Source organism: Crossiella sp. CA198, from assembly GCF_052078295.1.
Lineage (GTDB): Bacteria > Actinomycetota > Actinomycetes > Mycobacteriales > Pseudonocardiaceae > Crossiella.
Genome location: NZ_JBQJIM010000021.1, coordinates 120,878 through 139,095, shown reverse-complemented (window position 1 = coordinate 139,095; position 18,218 = coordinate 120,878). Strand labels below are relative to the sequence as shown.

Annotated in this window: 1 protein-coding gene; it reads right to left on the bottom strand. The window is 71.1% G+C overall.

The genetic code is table 11. From position 1 onward, the window contains the following. Positions 1 to 16 precede the first annotated feature (16 nt). A complete protein-coding gene (locus ACTOWY_RS31695) occupies positions 17 to 18,145 on the bottom strand; it encodes a non-ribosomal peptide synthase/polyketide synthase (RefSeq protein WP_441313278.1) in 18,129 nt (6,042 codons plus the stop codon). Between the last annotated feature and the right edge of the window lie 73 nt (positions 18,146 to 18,218).

Below are 18,218 nucleotides of genomic sequence, written 5' to 3'. Positions count from 1 at the left end.
TGCTGGTTGTCCCCCTTCAGAGTTCGTTGCCGGTGCCGTCACCGAAGGCGAGGCGTTCCAGTTCGGCGAGGACCTTCTCCTCCACCAGCTCGGCCAGGGCGGCGACCGTGCGGGCGGTCAGCACGTCCTTGGGCGTGAGGGCGAGGTCGAAGGCTTCCTTGGTCTTGGCGGTGATCTGCAGGCTGCGCACGGAATCGCCGCCGAGGTCGAAGAAACTGTCCTCGATGCCGACCCGGTCCAGGCCGAGCACCTCGGCCCAGATCTCGGCCAGCACTTCCTCGGTCTCGGTTTCCGGCGCCACGTAACCGGTCTGCGCGACCAGCCCCCCGGTGGGCGCGGGCAGGGCGCGGCGGTCGAGCTTTCCGTTGGGTGTCAACGGCAGTGCTTCCAGGGTGACGAAGGCGGCCGGGACCATGTAGTCCGGCAGCCGCCCGGCCAGGGTGGCGCGCAGTTCCGGCACGCCGGGGCTCTCGCCGACCAGGTAGGCGACCAGGCGCTTGGCCCCGTCGTCCTCGCGGGCGATCACCACCGCGTCGGTGACGCCTTCCTGTTGGCGCAGCAGGGTTTCGATCTCGCCGGGTTCGATCCGGAAGCCGCGGATCTTGACCTGCTGGTCGGCTCGGCCGAGGAACTCCAGCTGCCCGTCGGCCCGCCAGCGCACCAGGTCGCCGGTGCGGTACATGCGTTCGCCGGGTGCGTCGAACGGGTTGGGCAGGAAGCGATCCGCGGTCAGGCCGGGACGGTTGAGGTAGCCGCGGGCGAGTCCGGCTCCGGCCACGTACAGCTCGCCGGGCACGCCGACCGGGACCGGGTTGAGGTCGCCGTCTAGGACGTGCACCCGGGTGTTGCGGATCGGGCGGCCGATCGGCGGGATCCCGCCAGGGGTCAGCGGATCGCTCCAGGTGGTGACCACGGTGGACTCGGTCGGCCCGTAGGAGTTGATCATCCGGCGGCCCGGGGCCCAGCGGTCGACGAGTTCTGCGGTGCACGCGTCGCCACCGACGATCACCGTGCGGAAGTCCGGCAGGTCGGCGTCTTCGGGCACGGTGGCCAGTGCGACCGGCGGGATCAGCGAGTGGGTGATCCGCTGGTCGCGCAGCACCTCGGCCAGCTGCTCGCCGAGCAACGAACCTTCCGGCGGGACAACCAAAGCGGCGCCGGCGGGCAGCGACATGCAGAGTTCGAGCACCGAGGCGTCGAAGCTGGGTGAGGAGAACTGCAACACCCGGTCGCCCGGATTGACCTGGTAGTGCTCGATTTCCGCGGCCGAGAAGCTGGCGAGTCCGGCGTGGGTGACGAGCACGCCCTTGGGGGTGCCGGTGGAGCCGGAGGTGTAGATGACGTAGGCCGGGTGCTCCGGTCGCAGTGGGGCGTTGCGGTCCGCGTTGGTGGGCGCGTCCGTGCGGGTGCCCTGCTCGGCGAGGAAGTCCTGGTCGATGACCAGCACCGGCTTGGCGTCGGTGAGCATGAACTCGATCCGGTCGGCCGGGTAGTTCGGGTCGATCGGCAGGTAGGCGCCACCGGCCTTGAGCACGGCGAGCTGGGCGATCACGATCTCCGCCGAGCGCGGCAGCCGCAGTGCCACGATCGTCTCCGGGCCCACGCCCAGGCCGATCAGCTGGTGTGCCAACCGGTTCGCGCGCTGTTCCAGCTCGACGAAGGAGATCTCGCATTCGCCGATGATCAGCGCGGCCGCCAGCGGGGTGCGCTCGGCCTGGGCCTGGAACAGTTCCGGGAACACCGTCGGCGCGGTGTGGTCGGCGGTGTTGTTCCAGGCCTGGAGCTGCTCGCGTTCGGCCGGGGTGCGGATGTCCAGGCGGGACAGGGGTTCCCGGGTGTCGGCGGCGAGTGCGCGCAGGACTTCGGTGAGGTGCCCGGCCATCCGCTCGATGGTGCCCGCGGTGAACAGGTCCGGGTCGTAGCCGAACTCCAGGTGGAACTTCTCCCCCGGCGAGACGACCAGGCTGATCGGGTAGTTGGTGGTCTCGATGGCTTCCAGTTCGCGGACGCCGAGGCCGTTGGCGGCGGCCACCTCGTCGTTGATCGGGTAGTTCTCGAACACCACGATGCTGTCGAAGAGTTCGGTGCCGCCCTCGATCTGGCTCCAGGACTGGAGCTGGGACAGGGCCACGAAGTCGAACCTGCGTGATTCGGCCTGGGCGGACTGGAGGTCCTGCAACCAGGTGACCGGGTCGGCGGCCGGGTCGACGGTGAGCCGGACCGGCAGGGTGTTGATGAAGATGCCGGTGATGTCCTCGCCGCCGGGCAGGTCCGCGGGGCGGCCGGAGACCGTTGCGCCGAAACAGACATCGGCCTGTCCGCTGTACCGGGACAGCAGCAGTGCCCAGGCGCCCTGGACCACCGCGTTGAGGGTGAGCCGGTGCCGCTTGGCGAACTCGTACAGCCTGCTCGCCTCGGTCTTCGGCAGCGCGAACCCGGTCCAGGTTCCGGAGCGGGTGTTGTGCGCGGCCGTCTTGGGCTGGTCCAGTGGCAGCGGGGTCGGGGTGTCGAAGCCGGTGAGCACCTCGCGCCAGTACACCTCGGCCTGGCCGTGGTCCTGGGCGTCCAGCCAGCGCAGGTAGTCCGCGAACGGGCGGCGGCTGGGCAGTGGGCGCTTGGCGTGCGCGGCGAAGACGTCGGAGAGCACCTGGAAAACGCTCCAGCCGTCCAGCAGCACGTGGTGGAAGGTCCAGACGACCTGCACCGAGTTCGCGGACAGTCTGGCCAGGGTGACCCGCAGCAGCGGGGCCGCGGTCAGGTCGAGGCCGGTGGCCCGGTCCTGTTCCAGCAGTTCGGCAAGGGCGGTGCGACGGTCCTCTTCGGACAGTGCGGTCCAGTCCAGGTGGGTGACCGGGACGGTGACCTTGGTCTGCACGACCTGGAGCGGCGTGGGCACGCCGGACCAGACGATCCGGCTGCGCAGCACCGGGGTGCGGTCGACCACCTGCTGCCAGGCGGCGGCCAGGCGGTGCGGGTCGGTGACGCCGTCGAGCACGAACTTGGCCTGCTCGAAGTAGACGCCCTGCTCCTGCTGGGACAGGCCGTGGAAGACCATGCCGGTCTGCATCGGGGTCAGCGGGTAGCTGTCCTCGACGTCACCGGCGGCCACCAGTTTGTCCACTGTGGACTGGTCGAGTCCGGCGAGCGGGAAGTCCGAGGGGGTGCGACCACCCGCGTCCGGCTGGGCACAATGTTCGATGATCTCGCGCAACGCGGTGCGGAACCGCTCGGCCAGTGCGGTGACGGTGGCCTCGGTGTGCCGGTTGGTGGAGTAGAACCAGGTGAGCTGGAGTTGCTTCTGCTCGACCGCGCCGACGATGTCGAAGATCCGGTCCCGGTCGCCGTCCAGACTGACGTCGGACTGGATGCCGCTGCTGCCGCGGACCAGTCCGGCGCCGGTGCCGGACTCGAACTGGCCGAGGTAGTTGAAGCTGACCGGGGCCGGGGCGATGCCGGGCAGCCGGTCGGTGAGCCAGCGCAGCGCGCCGTAGCCGAGGCCGCGACCGGGGATGGCGCGCAACTGTTCCTTGACGGACTTGAGGGTCACTGCCCAGCCGGTGTCCGGTGTGGACAGTGCGACCGGGAACAGGGTGGTGAACCAGCCGACCGTGCGGGAGAGGTCGACCCCGGGGAACAGGTCCTCGCGGCCGTGGCCCTCCAGGTCGATCAGCAGCCGGTCCTGGCCGGTCCACTCGGTGAGCACCCGGCCGAGCGCGCTGAGCAGCACGTCGTTGATCTGGGTGCGGTAGACCGGCGGCACGGACTGGAGCAGCGCCTGGGTCTCGGTCTCGTCCAGGTGCACGGTGACCGAGGCGGTGGAGGCAAGGGTGTTGGGGCCGTTGAGGTCTGCCGGAATATTCGCCGTGATGTTCGTGCTGGTCCAGTGGTCCAGCTCGTGGTCGAAGCCGCCGGTGCGGGCGTGTTCGGTGAGGCGGTGCGACCAGTCGCGGAAGGAGGTGGTCTTACGTCCGATGTGGACGGTCTCCCCCGTGATCGCCTGCCGGTACGCGGTGTCCAGGTCTTCGAGGAGGATGCGCCAGGACACGCCGTCGATGACCAGGTGGTGCACGCACAGGTGGAGCTGGTCGCCGTCCCGGTGGGCACGCAGCAGTGGGCCGGTCAGGTCGAACTCGCCGAGCGGCTGTTCGGTGCTCAGGTCGGTGTCGCTGACCGGGTGGTTGTGCTGGCGCCAGGTGTCGCCGTCGCGGGTGTAGCGCAGGCGGAGCGCGTCATGCTGGCTGACCAGGGCGGCGAGTGCGGTGTGCAGTGCGGACTCGTCCACGTCGGGGGCCAGGTCCAGGGTCATGGCCTGGTTGAAGTGGCCCGGGTTCGCGGTTGATCCGGCCAGGAACCAGTGCTGGATCGGGGTGAGCGGGACCTCGCCGGTGACCTCGCCCTGTTCGGCGGTGTCCGGCTGCGCGTCGGCGACCAGCACGGCGAGGTCGGCGATGGTCTGGGCGCGGAACAGGTCCCGGGGCATCAGGCCGAGGCCGGCCTGGCGAGCGCGGGAGACCACCTGGATGCTCAGGATGGAGTCGCCGCCGAGGGCGAAGAAGTTGTCCGCGGCGCCGACCCTGGGCAGGCCGAGCACCTCGGCCCACACCTGGGCGAGGACCTGTTCGGTCTCGGTGCGCGGTGCCACATAACCGGTTTGTGCGAGGGCGGCGAAGTCCGGGGCGGGCAGGGCGCGGCGGTCGAGTTTGCCGTTGCGGCTCAGCGGCAGCCGGTCCAGCAGCAGGAACGCGGCCGGGACCATGTAGTCGGGCAGCAGGTCGGCGGCGGTGGCCTTGATCGCGGCCACGTCCAGGTCGGCGCCGACGAGATAGGCGACCAGGCGTTTGACGCCCTGGTCGGCGCGGGCCAGCACCACGGCCTCGGTGACGCCGGGCTGTGCGGCGAGCACGGCCTCGATCTCGCCGAGTTCGATCCGGAAACCGCGGATCTTGACCTGCTCGTCGGCGCGGCCCACGAACTCCAGCACACCCTCGGCAGTCCAGCGGACCACATCGCCGGTGCGGTACATCCGGGTTCCGGCCGGGCCAAAGGGGTCGGGCAGGAAGCGGTCCGCGGTCAGGCCGGGCTGGTTGAGGTAGCCGCGGGCCAGACCGGCTCCGGCGAGGTGCAGTTCACCGGCGATGCCCGGCGGGACCGGATGCAGGTCGGCGTCCAGGACGTAGACCCGCATGTTGTCCTGCGGGCGGCCGATCGGCACCAGGTCCGGCACGGCGCTGCCCGAGGGGATCCGGTGGTGGGTGGCGAAGGTGGTGGCCTCGGTCGGGCCGTATCCGTCCACAACGGACAGTCCGGGGCAGGCGGCGAGGACCCGGCGCACGGCAGGGGCGGGCACGACGTCGCCGCCGGTCCAGACCTCGCGGACGCCGTGCAGGCAGTCCGGGGCGTCCTGGGCGATCAGCCGGAACAGGCCCGCGGTGAGCCAGAGTCCGGTGATGCCGTACTCGGTGACCAGGCGGCGCAGGGTGTCCACGTCGAGGTCGCCGCTGGGGGCGACGATCACCCGGTCGCCGTTGAGCAGCGGCACCCACACCTCGTAGGTGGCGGCGTCGAAGGCGGTCGGCGAGTGCAGCAGCACCCGCTCGTGCGCGTCACCGCGGAAGCAGCGGTCGTGCGCGAGTGCGCTGACGTCCCGGTGCCGGACCGCGACGCCCTTGGGCGTGCCGGTGGAGCCGGAGGTGTACATGACGTAGGCCAGGTTGTCGCCATGCACGGGGACCGTGGGCGGTTCGGCCGGGCCGTCCAGGGGCTCGTCGATCCGGATCGTGGGTCCACTGTGGACTTCGGCGGCGGTGGCGGAGCGGTGCTGGTCGGTGAGCAGCACCCTGGCCCCGGATTCGGCGAGCACCAGGCGCAGGCGGTCGGCGGGGGCGCGCAGGTCGAGCGGCACATAGGCGCCACCGGCCTTGACGATGGCCAGTTCGGCGACCACCAGTTCCGGGGCGCGTTCGGCGAGCAGGGCGACCGGCTGCTCCGGGCGGACACCGAGGGCGATCAGCCGGTGGGCCAGGCGGTTCGCGCGAGCTTCCAGGTCGGCATAGCTGTACTGGCCGCCGTCGAAGGCCAGTGCGATGGCCTGTGGGGTGCGGGTGGCCTGGGCGGTGAACAGCTCGCCGAGGCTGCCGGTGGGCAGCGGGTGGGCGGTGGCGTTCCAGGTTTCCAGCACCCGGTGGCGTTCGGCGTCGGTGAGCAGGGACAGCTGGGCCGGGGTGTGTTCGGGGTCGCGGGCGATGCCGGTGAGCAGCAGGGCCAGGCGGTCGGCCATGGCCTGCACGGTGTCCGCGTCGAACAGGTCCGGGTCGTAGTCCAGGGCGAAGGACAGTTCGGCACCCGGGGAGACGACCACGCTGACCGGGTAGTTGGTCGGTTCCTCGTCCCGGGATTCGGCCATGGTCAGGCCGGTGGCGGCGATGGCGGCCGGGTCGAACGGGTAGTTCTCGAAGACCACGATGCTGTCGAACAACCCGGTGCCGCCGGGCAGGTTCAGCCAGCTCTGCAACTGGGCCAGGGAGACGAAGTCGAACCGCCGGGATTCGGCCTGGGTGGTCTGCAACTCACGCAGCCAGGGCAGCAGCGACTGTCCACTGTGGATGTCGGCCCTGGTGGGGATGGTGTTGATGAACAGGCCCACCATCGACTCCACCCCGGCCAGGTCGGCGGGGCGGCCGGAAACGGTGGTGCCGAAGACCACCTCGGACTCGCCGCTGTACCGGGAGAGCAGCAGGCCCCAGGCCCCCTGGAACACGGTGTTGAGGGTGAGTCCGTTGTGCTGGGCCACCTCGCGCAGCCGGGTGGTGTCGGCGGTGCTGAGCTGGGCCCGGACGGTCCCGGAAGACGCGGCGCGGTGCGCCTCCCGGGACTGCCGGTCGAACGGCAACGGCGTGGGAGTGCTGAAGCCGTCCAGTGCGTTCCGCCAGTAGGTGGCGGCCTGTTCGGAGTCCTGGCTCGCGAGCCAGTCCAGGTAGTCGCGGAAGGGCCTGCGGGACACCGGGTGCAGCGGGGCTCCGCCGGTGAGCGCGGCGTAGCGGGCGCAGACCTCGCCGAAGACCTGGGCCGCGCTCCAGCCGTCGAGCAGCACGTGGTGGAAGGTCCAGACGAGCAGGATCTCGTTGCCGGACAGCGTGATCACCGCGATCCGCAGCAGCGAGTCGGTGGCCAGGCCGAAGCCCTCGGCGCGGTCGGCATCCAGGAGTTCGCGCAGATCCGCTTCGGTGTTGGTGCGACCGGTCCAGTCCAGGTGCCGGGTGGGGATGACGGCGGTGCGCGGCACGAGCTGGAGGGGTTCGCTGACGCCCTCCCAGACGATCCGGCTGCGCAGCACCGGGTTGTGGTCGGCGGTCTGCTGCCAGGCGGTGGCGAAGGCGGCCGGATCGGTGACGCCGGTCAGTCGCAGCTGCACCTGGTTGAAGTAGGCGGTGCTGCCCTCTTCCATCAGGCTGTGGAACACCATGCCCGCCTGCATCGGGGTCAGCGGGTAGAGGTCGGCGATCTCCTTGCCGTCGCCGACCAGGGTGTCCACTTCAGACTGGGTGATGCGGGCCAGCGGGAAGTCCGCCGGGGTGCGGCCACCGGCGCCGGGCTGGGCACAGTGCTCGACGACCTCGACCAGTGCGGCGCGGAATGCCTCGGCCAGTGCGCGGATGGTGGTCTCGGCGTGGCTGCCCTGGGCGTAGGAGAAGGTGAAGGTCAGCCGCCGGGACTCGACGCTGCCGATGACGTCGAGCAGGTGCGGACGCTGGTTGCCCGCCCCGGACTCGCCGCCGAGACCCTCGGGCAGTCCGGCGATCAGGCTGTCCGTCTCTTGTGGACGGTCGAACTGGCCGAGGTAGTTGAAGCCGACCAGCGGGGTCGGTTGCGCGGGCAGGCGGTCGGTGAGGTGGCGCAGCGCGCCGTAGCCGAGGCCACGCCGCGGAATCGCGCGGAGTTGTTCCTTGACCATCTTGAGTGCCTCGCCCCAGCCGAGGCCGGGGCAACCGGGCAGGGCGAGCGGGAACATGGTGGTGAACCAGCCGACCGTGCGGGACAGGTCGATGTCGCCGCCGAGGTCCTCGCGGCCGTGGCCTTCCAGGTCGACCAGCACCCGGTCCCGGCCGGTCCATTCGCCGAGCACCCGGCCGAGCGCGGTGAGCAGCACGTCGTTGATCTGGGTGCGGTAGACGCCGGGCACGTCCTGGAGCAGGGCGCGGGTGGTCTGCTCGTCGAGTGCGACGGTCAGGTTCCGTTCCCCGGCCACGATGTTGGCGCCGCTGCCGTCGACCGGGATGGCCGGGTCGGCGGAAACGCTGTTCCAGTACGGGATTTCCGCGTCGAACTCGCCCTTGGCGGCCAGGGTGGTCAGGGTGCGGGCGAAGTCGCGGAAGGAGGTGGTCTTGGCTTCCAGGCGGACCGGGTTGCCCGCGCGCAGCTGCTGGTAGGCGGTGTCCAGATCCTCCAGGAGGATGCGCCAGGACACGCCGTCGACCAGAAGGTGGTGCACGGCCAGGAAAAGCTGGTCGCTGTCCAGGAGCACGGCCTTGAGCAGTGGGCCGTGTTCGAGGTCCAGGCCGGTGTGGTCGGCGGGGCCGCCGAGCTGGAGGATTTCGGCCGGGGTGTCCGCGTGCTGTTGCCTGCCGCCGGTGAAGCGCAGGCGCAGTGCGTCGTGGTGGCGGGCCAGCGCGCGCAGGGCCTCATCCAGGAGCACCGGGTCGGGGCGTTCGGTGAGGTCGAGCAGCACGGACTGGGTGAAGTGCGCGGGCTCCGCGGTCTGGGTGGCGAAGAACCAGTGCTGGATCGGGGTGAGCGGGGCCTCGCCGGTGACTGGGCCCTGGTCGGTGCTGGGCCGGGTGGTCTCGGTGGCGGTGGCGGCCAGTCCGGCGACCGTGGGTGTGCGGAACAAATCCCGTGGCATCAGGCCGATTCCGGCCTGGCGGGCGCGGGAGACGACCTGGATGCTGACGATGGAATCGCCGCCCAGCTCGAAGAAGTTGTCCTCCACGCCGACCCTGGGCAGGTTCAGCACGGTGGCGAAGATGTCGGCGAGCACCCGTTCGGTTTCGGTGCTGGGTGCGACGAATCCGGCGGCGGCGACCAGGCCCCAGTCCGGGGTGGGCAGGGCGCGGCGGTCGACCTTTCCGTTGGCGTTCAACGGGAGTGCGGTCAGCGGCACGAACACCGAGGGCACCAGGTAGTCCGGCACCGACTTGGCCAGGAACTCGCGCAGTTCGGCGGCGGCCGGGACCGGGTGGCCTTCGGCCGGGACCAGGTAGGCGACCAGGCGTTTGCGGCGGGAGCCGTCCAGCAGCACCGCGGCCACCACCTGGCCGAGTGCTTCGTGCCGGAGCAGCGCGTTGTCGACCTCGCTCAGCTCGATCCGGAAGCCGCGGATCTTGACCTGGTCGTCGGTGCGGCCGAGGAACTCGATCTCGCCGTCGCGGTTCCAGCGCACGGTGTCGCCGGTGCGGTACATGCGTTCGCCGGGCGCGCCGAACGGATCGGCCACGAAACAGGTCGCGCTCAGTCCCGGGCGGCCGTAGTAGCCGCGGGCCACACCGGAGCCGCCGATGTGCAGTTCACCGGGCACCCCGGCGGGCACCGGGCGCAGCGCGCGGTCGAGCACGTAGAGCCGCATGTTGTCCAGGGCGCGGCCGATCGGCAGCAACTCCGGCACCTCGGCGGCGACCGGCAGGTCGTGGTGGGTGGCGAAGGTGGTGGTCTCGGTGGGGCCGTAGACGTCCACCGCGAGCAGGCCGGGGCAGGCGGTTAGCACCCGGCGCATCGACTCGGCCAGCACCACCTCACCGCCGGTCCAGACCTCCCGGGCGCCGGCGAAGCAGCCGGGGTCCTCCTGCGCGATCAGCCGGAACAGGCCGGCGGTGAGGAAGATCGCGGTCACGCCGTGCTCGCCGATCATGCGGCGGAACACCTCGGCGTCCACATCGCCGTCCGGGGCCACTACGACCTGACCACCGCTGAGCAGCGGCATCCACAGTTCGTAGGTGACCGCGTCGAAGGCCAGCGGGGAGTGCAGCAGCACCCTGGCGTGCCCGCCCTGGTGGAACCGGCGGTGCGCGGCGAGGGCGAGGATGTCGTGGTGCCGGACGGCCACGCCCTTGGGGATGCCGGTGGAGCCGGAGGTGTGCGTGATGTAGGCGAGGTTGTCCGCGTGCACGGCGGGCAGCGGCACGGCCAGGGTGACGATCGCCTCGTCCACCCGGAGGATCTGTCCACTGTGGACTTTCTGGGCGGTGGCGGCCCAGGTCTGGTCGGTGAGCAGCACCCGCACGCCGGTCTCGGTGAGCAGGCGGGTCAGCCGGGCGGCGGGGGCGCGGACGTCGAGTGGCACGTAGGCCGCACCGGCCTTGAGCACGGCCAGTTCGGCGATGACCACGTCGGCGGAGCGGGCCAGCAGCAGGCCGACCGGTTGTTCGGTTTCCACGCCGAGGCCGATCAGGTGCTGGGCGAGGGCGGTGCTGCGGTCGTCGAGTTCGGCGTAGGTCAGGGTGCCGTCGTCGGTGATCACCGCGGTGGTGTGCGGGGTGCGCCTGACCTGGGCGGCGAAGGCTTCCGGCACCGTGCCAGTGGGCAGGTCGGTGGCGGTGTTGTTCCACTCCACCAGCACCCGGTGGCGCTCGGCCTCGGTGAGCATCGGCAGTTCACCGACCGGTCGGTCGGCGTGCGCGGGGATCGCGGCGAGCATCGTGAGCAGGTGCTCGGCCAGGCGTTCCGCGGTGGCGGGCTCGAACAGGGCCGGGTCGTAGCCGAGGTTGACCTTGAACTCGTCGTGCGGGTAGGCGACCAGGGTCAGCGGGTAGTTGGTGGTCTCCACCCCGCGCAGTTCACGCAGGCCGAGGCCGTGCGTGGCGGCGGCGGTGTCGTCGAAGGGGTAGTTCTCGAACACCACGATGCTGTCGAACAGACTGCCCCGCTCCGGCAGGTCGGTGCAGGCACGCAGCTGCGGCAACGGCAGGAAGTCGTAGCGGCGGTCCGCCGACTGGGTGTCCTGGATCGCGCGCAGCCAACCGGCCAGCGTCTGTCCATTGTGGATGTGTACCCGGGTGGGCAGGGTGTTGATGAAAATGCCGGTGATGTCCTGGACCCCGGCCAGGTCGGCGGGGCGGCCGGACACGGTGGCGCCGAAGAGCACATCATCCTGACCGCTGTGCCGGGCCAGCAGTAGCGCCCAAGCGCCCTGGACCAGGGTGTTTAGCGTGAGTCCGTGCCGCTGGGCGAGTTCGCGCAGCTCAGTCGTGGTGCCGGTGTCCAGTGAACGCAGCACGCTGGCGGTGGACTCGTGGTGCTGGGTCTCCGCGGGCTGCCGGTCATACGGCAGCGCGGTGGGGTCGGCGATCCCGGCGAGGGCGGATCGCCAGTGCGCGAGGGCTTCTTCGCGGTCCTGGCGGTCGATCCAGCGCAGGTAGTCGCCGAAGGGGCGACGGGTGGGCAGCGGGCGGCCGGAGTGTGCGGCGAAGACGTCGTCCAGGACCTGGAAGACGCTCCAGCCGTCGAGCAGCACGTGGTGGAAGGTCCACACCACCTGGACCTCGGTGTCGCTGATCCTGGCCAGCGCGATCCGTTGCAGTGGCGCCTGATCCAGCGCGATCCCGGCGGCCCGGTCCGCGGTCACGAACGCGTCCAGCTCAGCCTGCCGCGCGGCGTCGTCCAGACCGCGCCAGTCCAGGTGCCGGACCGGGACGCGGACCTGGGTGCGGACCAGCTGCACCGGCTCGGGCACGCCCTGCCACACGATGTGGCTGCGCAGCACCGGCATCCGGTCGCTGACCTGCTGCCAGGACTCGGCCAGCCGGTGCGGGTCGGCGACACCGTCGAGCTGGAAGGTGAGCTGCTGGAAGTAGACGCCGGTGTCGCCCTGCGCCAGGCGATGGAACACCATGCCGGCCTGGGTCGGAGTGAGCGGGTAGATGTCCTCGACGTCCCGGCCGTCACCGGCCAGACTGTCCACAGTGGACTGTTCCAGCTTGGCGAGCGGGAAGTCGGATGGGGTGCGGCCGCCGGATCGGGTGCAGTGCTCGATGATCTCGCGCAGCGCGGTGAGCAGTTCTTCGGCCAGGCGACGGATGGCGGGCTCGGTGTGCCGGTCGGTTGAGTAGAACCAGCTGAATTCCAGGGACTTGCGGTCCACCCGGCCGACCACATCGAGGAGGTGTGGGCGGGTGGCTGCCGGGTCGGCTGCTAGGGCCAGTTCTTCGTGCAGCCCGTCGAACAGGGCGGCGGCGGGGGCCTCGAAGGTGCCAAGGTAGTTGAAGCTGATCTGCGGTGCGGACTGGTCCGGCAGGCGGTCGGTGAGGCGGTGCAGGGCGCCGTAGGACAGGCCGCGGTGCGGCAGTGCGCGCAGCTGCTCCTTGACCGCCTTGAGCGTGCGGCCCCAGTCAGTGTCTGGTGTGGACAGTGCGACCGGGAACATGGTGGTGAACCAGCCGAGGGTGCGGGAGAGATCCAGGTCGGCGAAGAGTTCCTCGCGGCCGTGACCTTCCAGGTCGACCAGCACCCGGTCCTGCCCGGTCCACCGGGTGAGCACCCGGCTGAGTGCGCTGAGCAGCACGTCGTTGACCTGGGTGCGGTAGGCGGCTGGCACGTCCTGGAGCAGCGCGCGGGTCTGGTGCTCGTCCAGGCGGACGGTGACGACCTCGGTGCTGGCCACGGTGTTCGGGCCGGTGCGTTCGACCGGGAGCGGGGTCTGCTCGCCGACGGCGGTCCAGTGGTCCAGGTCGGCGTCGAAGCCGCCGGACTCGGTGTGCTTGGCGAGGCGGATCGCCCAGTCGCGGAAGGAGGTGGTCTTCGTGCCGAGCCGGATCGGCTCGCCGCGTACGGCCTGTTCGTAGCCGGTGGCGAGGTCCTCCAGGAGGATGCGCCAGGACACGCCGTCGACGACGAGGTGGTGCACGGCGAGGAACAGTGCGCGCCGCCCGCCGGGCAGGTCGCGGATTTCCGCGCGCAGCAGGGATTCCCCGGCCAGGGTCAGCGGCGCGTTGCCGACCTCGGTGTCGCCGATGGGCGCGTTGTGCTGCTGCCAGCCGGATTCGGTGCGCTCGAACCGCATGCGCAGGGCGTCGTGGTGTTCGACGAGCGCGGACAGCGCGGTGCGTAAAGCACGTTCGTCGGCGCCCTCGGCGAGGGTGACGGTGAGGTGCTGGGCGAAGAGTTCGGGGTGTTCCGGCTGGATCTCGAACAGCCAGTGCTGGATCGGGGTGAGCGGGGCGCCGCCGGTGACCGGGCCCTGGGCGATCCGGCGGGTGGCCACCGCGGTGACCTGCGGGGCCAGCGCGGTGATGGTCTGGTGCAGGAACACCTCCCGCGAGGTGAGTTGCAGTCCGGCGGCGCGGGCCTTGGCCACCACCTGGATGCTCAGGATGGAGTCGCCGCCGTGGGAGAAGAAGTTGTCGGTGACGCCGATCCGGTCCAGGCCGAGCACTTCGGCCCAGATGTCGGCCAGCACCCGTTCGGTGGCGTTGCCGGGGGCCACGTACTCGCCACCGGCCACCGCCGCCCAGTCCGGCGCGGGCAGGGCGCGGCGATCGAGCTTTCCGTTGGGGTTCAACGGAAGTCGGTCGAGCTGGATGACCGCGGCCGGGACCATGTACTCGGGCAGCCGGGAGCCGGTGTGCGTGCGCAGGTCGGCCGAGTCGACCGGGGTGTCGGCGACCACGTAGGCGACCAGGCGCTGGTGGCCGCCGTCGGTGCGGGCCACCGCGACCGCGTCGGTGACCGCGGGGTGGCTCAGCAGCGCGGCCTCGACCTCGCCGAGTTCGATCCGGAAGCCGCGGATCTTGACCTGGTCGTCGGCCCGGCCCAGGTACTCGATGTCGCCCTGGGCGTTCCAGCGCACCACATCGCCGGTGCGGTACATGCGTTCGCCGGGCGCGCCGTAGGGATTGGCGATGAACCGGTCCGCGCTCAGGCCGGGCCGGTTGAGGTAGCCGCGGGCTAGGCCCCGCCCGGCCAGGTACAGCTCGCCGGGCACGCCGATCGGCGCCAGGCGCAGGTTCGGGTCGAGCACGTAGGTCTGGATGTTGCTGACCGGCTTGCCGATCGGCGGCGCGGTGTCCCGCTCGACACCGTCGGAGTACCAGGCCGTGGCGTACACGGTGGCCTCGGTCGGGCCGTAGATGTTGGCGATCCGCCCGCCGGGCAGCGCGGCCTGGATCTCCCGGGTGGCGTGCGCGGACAGGCCCTCGCCCGCCAGCACCACGTGATCAGCGGACACCGTGACCGCGCCCTGGGACAGCACCTGGGCCAGTGCCGAGGGGACCGCGCTGACCAGGCTGGCCCGCCACGGTTCGGCGCGCTCCTCCCCCAGCGCGAGAACGTTGTCGACCACCTCGATGGCCCCGCCCAGCACCAGCGGACAGAAGATCTCGAACACCGAGACGTCGAAGTTGAGCGAGGTGGAGGCGACCACAGTGGACAGTCCGGTCAACCCGAAGTCGCGGGCGGCCCAGGCGGTCAGGTCGGCCAGGCTCTCGTGCGCGATGACCACGCCCTTGGGGCGGCCGGTCGAGCCCGAGGTGTAGATGGTGTAGGCGGCGTGCGCCGGATCGAGGGGGCGCAGCCGGTCAGCGTCGGTGATGTCCACATCGGACAGTCCGGCCAGCTCAGGCCGGATCCGCTCGATCTCCTCGGCGGTGAGCACCAGCGCCGGCGCGGCGTCGGCGAGCATGAACTCGATCCGGTCGGCCGGGTAGGCCGGGTCGATCGGCAGATAGGCGGCCCCGGACTTGAGGATGGCCAGCAGCGCGACAATGGTGTGCTCGGTGCGTGGCATGGTGATGCCCACGAACCGTTCCGGCCCGGCGCCGCGACTGATCAGCAGGCGGGCCAACTGGTTTGCCCGCCGGTTCAGCTCGGCGTAGGTCAGCGCGCGGCCGGCGTGGGTGACCGCGAGCGCGTCCGGGGTGCGGGCGGCCTGCTGGGCGAACAGGTCCGGGTACAGGGTGGGCGCGACTTCGAGGGCGGTGTCATTCCAGCCGCGTAGCACCTGGTGCCGCTCGGCCCCGGTGAGCAGTGGCAGTTCGCCGAGTGGGGCTTCCGGGGTGGCGAGCACGCCGTTGAGCAGCACTTCCAGGTGTTCGGTGAGGCGGGCGATGGTGCTGGCGTCGAACAGGTCGGTGTTGTACTCCACCGCGATGGTCAGGCCCTCGGCCCGCGGCCAGAACTCACACACCAGGTCGAACCGGGCCCGCGGGCGAGGCAGATCCTGTTCGCTGATCCGCAGTTCGCCGATCTCCCTCGGCTGCACGACCGCGTTCTGCAGCACCACCAGGGCCTGGATCAGCGGGGTGCGGCTGGCGTCCCGGTCCAGGCGCAGTTCCTCGACCAGCCGGTCGAATGGCGCGTCCTCGTGCGCGAAGCCGGACAGCACGGTTTCCCGGACCTGGCCGAGGAATTCCGCGAACGACATTTTCGGGTCCACAGTGGACCGGAGCACCACGGTGTTGACCAGGAACCCGGCCAGGCGTTCCAGTTCGGCCCGGTTGCGGCCGGAGGTGGCGGTGCCGACGGCGATGTCCTGCCGGTTGCTATAGCGGGCGAAGAGCACCTGGACCGCGGCGGTGAGCAGCATGAACAGGGTGGCGCCGCGATCCCGGCCCGCGGTGGTGAGCTTGTCGACCAGGGTGGCGGGCAGCAGGTGCCGGTGCACCGCGCCCGGGTTGGTGCGCACCGGCGGGCGCGGGCGGTCGGTGGGCAGTTGCAGGGCCTCGGCCCCGGCCAGACGCTCCCGCCAGTAGGCGAGCTGTCCGGCCAGTTCCGGGCTGCTGAGCCGATCCTGTTGCCAGGCCGCGTAATCGGCGTAGCGCAGCGTGGGCTCGGGCAGGTCGGCAGCGCGGTTGTCCCTGGCGGCCGCGTACAGCTCGGCGAGTTCCTCCACCAGCAGCGCGACCGAGGCGCCGTCGGTGACGATGTGGTGCTGGCACAGCAACAACACCTGGTCCCGCGCGGCCAGCCGGACCAGCAGGGCCCGGGTGAGCGGGCCGCGGCGCAGGTCGAACGGGCGGTCGAGTTCGGCCGCGAGCACATCGTCCAGGGTGCCCGGACCGGCCTCGGTGGTGCGCAGCGGAATGTCGCCGGTGGCGGCGATGACCTGTTCGGGCAGACCGCCGGACTCGGTGAAGGTGGTGCGCAGGGAGTCGTGCCGGGCGGCCAGGGCGGCCAGGGCACGGCGCAACGCGTCGGCGTCCAGGGGTCCGGTCAGGCGCAGGCCGACCCCGGTGTTGTACTCGGTGCCACCGGTCAGGTTGTCCAGCACCCACATCCGGTGCTGTGCCGAGGACAGTGGCACCCGGCCGACGGGCGCGGCCGGAATCGTGTTGTCCACAGTGGACGGTTCAGGCAGTTGGGCGGCCAGGGCGCGGATGGTGCTGGTCTCGAACAACAGCCGCGGGGACAGGGTGATGTCGAAGGCGGCGCGGATGCGGGCCAGGGCACGGAAGGCCAGCACCGAATCGCCGCCGAGGGCGAAGAAGTCGTCGGTGACGCCGATCTCGGGCAGGCCGAGCACCTCGGCCCAGATCCGGGCCAGCACCCGTTCGGCAGCGGTGCGCGGCGGCACCGCGGACTCGCCGCCGGGCAGCACTCCGGTGGGCGCGGGCAGTGCGGTGCGGTCGAGTTTTCCGTTGGGGCTCAACGGGAGTGTGGCCAGCACCACGAGCACGGCTGGCACCATGTGACTGGGCAGGGACTCGGCGAGCACGGTACGCAGGTGCGCGGGATCCGGTTCCTGACCCTTGGCCGGGACGATGTAGCCGATCAGCCGCTTGAGGCCTTGGTCCTGCCGGGCCACCACCACGGCCTCGGCCACGGTGGGCTGCCGCCGGAGCAGGGTCTCGATCTCGCCGGGCTCGATCCGGAATCCGCGGATCTTGACCTGGTCGTCGGCCCGGCCACGGAACTCCAGCACGCCGTCGGCGGTCCAGCGGACCAGGTCGCCGGTGCGGTACATGCGTTCGCCGGGCAGGCCGAACGGGTTGGGCGGGAAGCGGTCGGCGGTCAGCCCCGGCTGGTTCAGGTAGCCACGGGCCAGCCCACGGCCCGCGATGTACAGCTCGCCGTCCACTCCGCCGGAGACCGGGTTGAGCTGCTCGTCGAGCACGTACACCCGGGTGTTCCAGATCGGGCGGCCGATCGAGGGCACCCCGCCGGAGACGAGGGGATCGCTCCAGGTGGCGACCACGGTGGACTCGGTCGGCCCGTAGGAGTTGATCATCCGGCGGCCGGGCGCCCAGCGGGCGACCAGCTCGGCGGAACAGGCGTCGCCGCCCACGATCACCGTGCGGAACTCCGGCAGGTCAACGCCTTCCGGCACGGTGGCCAGGGCTACCGGCGGGATCAGCGCGTGCGTGATCCGGCGGTCGGCGAGCACCTGGGCGAGGTGGTCGCCGAGCAGCGGTCCGGGTGGCGGCACCACCAGGGTCGCCCCGGCGGGCAGCGACAGGCAGAGTTCGAGCACCGAGGCGTCGAAGCTGGGCGAGGAGAACTGCAACACCCGGTCGCCCGGTTTCACCTGGTACTGCTCGATCTCCGCGGCCGAGAAGCTGGCCAGTCCGGCGTGCGTGACCACCACGCCCTTGGGGCGGCCGGTGGAGCCGGAGGTGTAGATGAGGTAGGCCGGGTGGTCCAAGTCCAAGGGACACAGCCGGTCCGCGTCGGTCGGTGCGGTGTCCGGCAGGCCGTCCGGGGTCGCGGCCAGGAAGTCCTCGTCGATCACCAGTGCGGGCGCGGCGTCGGCCAGCATCAGCCGGATCCGCTCGGCCGGGTAGGCCGGATCCACTGGCAGGTAAGCGCCACCGGCCTTGAGCACGGCCAGCTGTGCCACCACGATGTCCACCGAGCGGGGCAGCAGCAGCGCCACGATCCGCTCCGGGCCGGCACCGAGTCCGATCAGCCGATGAGCCAACCGGTTCGCCCGGCGTTCCAGTTCGGCGAAGGACACCGGTCCCTCGTCGTCCAGCAGCGCGGCCGCCTGCGGGGTGCGCGCGGCCTGGGCCTCGACCAGCTGCGGCAGGGTCACCTGCCTGACGGCGCGGTCAGTCCTGTTGTGCGCCACCAGCAAGTCCGCCGCGCTCACGAAGCCGGTCGACTCAGTCGCGGTGAGTGACGACGGCAGGGCGTGGGCGGGCAGGGACACCTCGCGTGCGGACATGAACTCAAAACCTTTCAGGCGCGGCAAAACCACGCCAGCAGACGGCGTATGCAGGAGCTAGTCGGACGGCGTT

What these genes read in the sequence shown, in the direction of transcription:
- ACTOWY_RS31695 (WP_441313278.1), bottom strand. Translation starts at nt 18,145, where the DNA reads ATGTCCGCACGCGAGGTGTCCCTGCCCGCCCACGCCCTGCCGTCGTCA.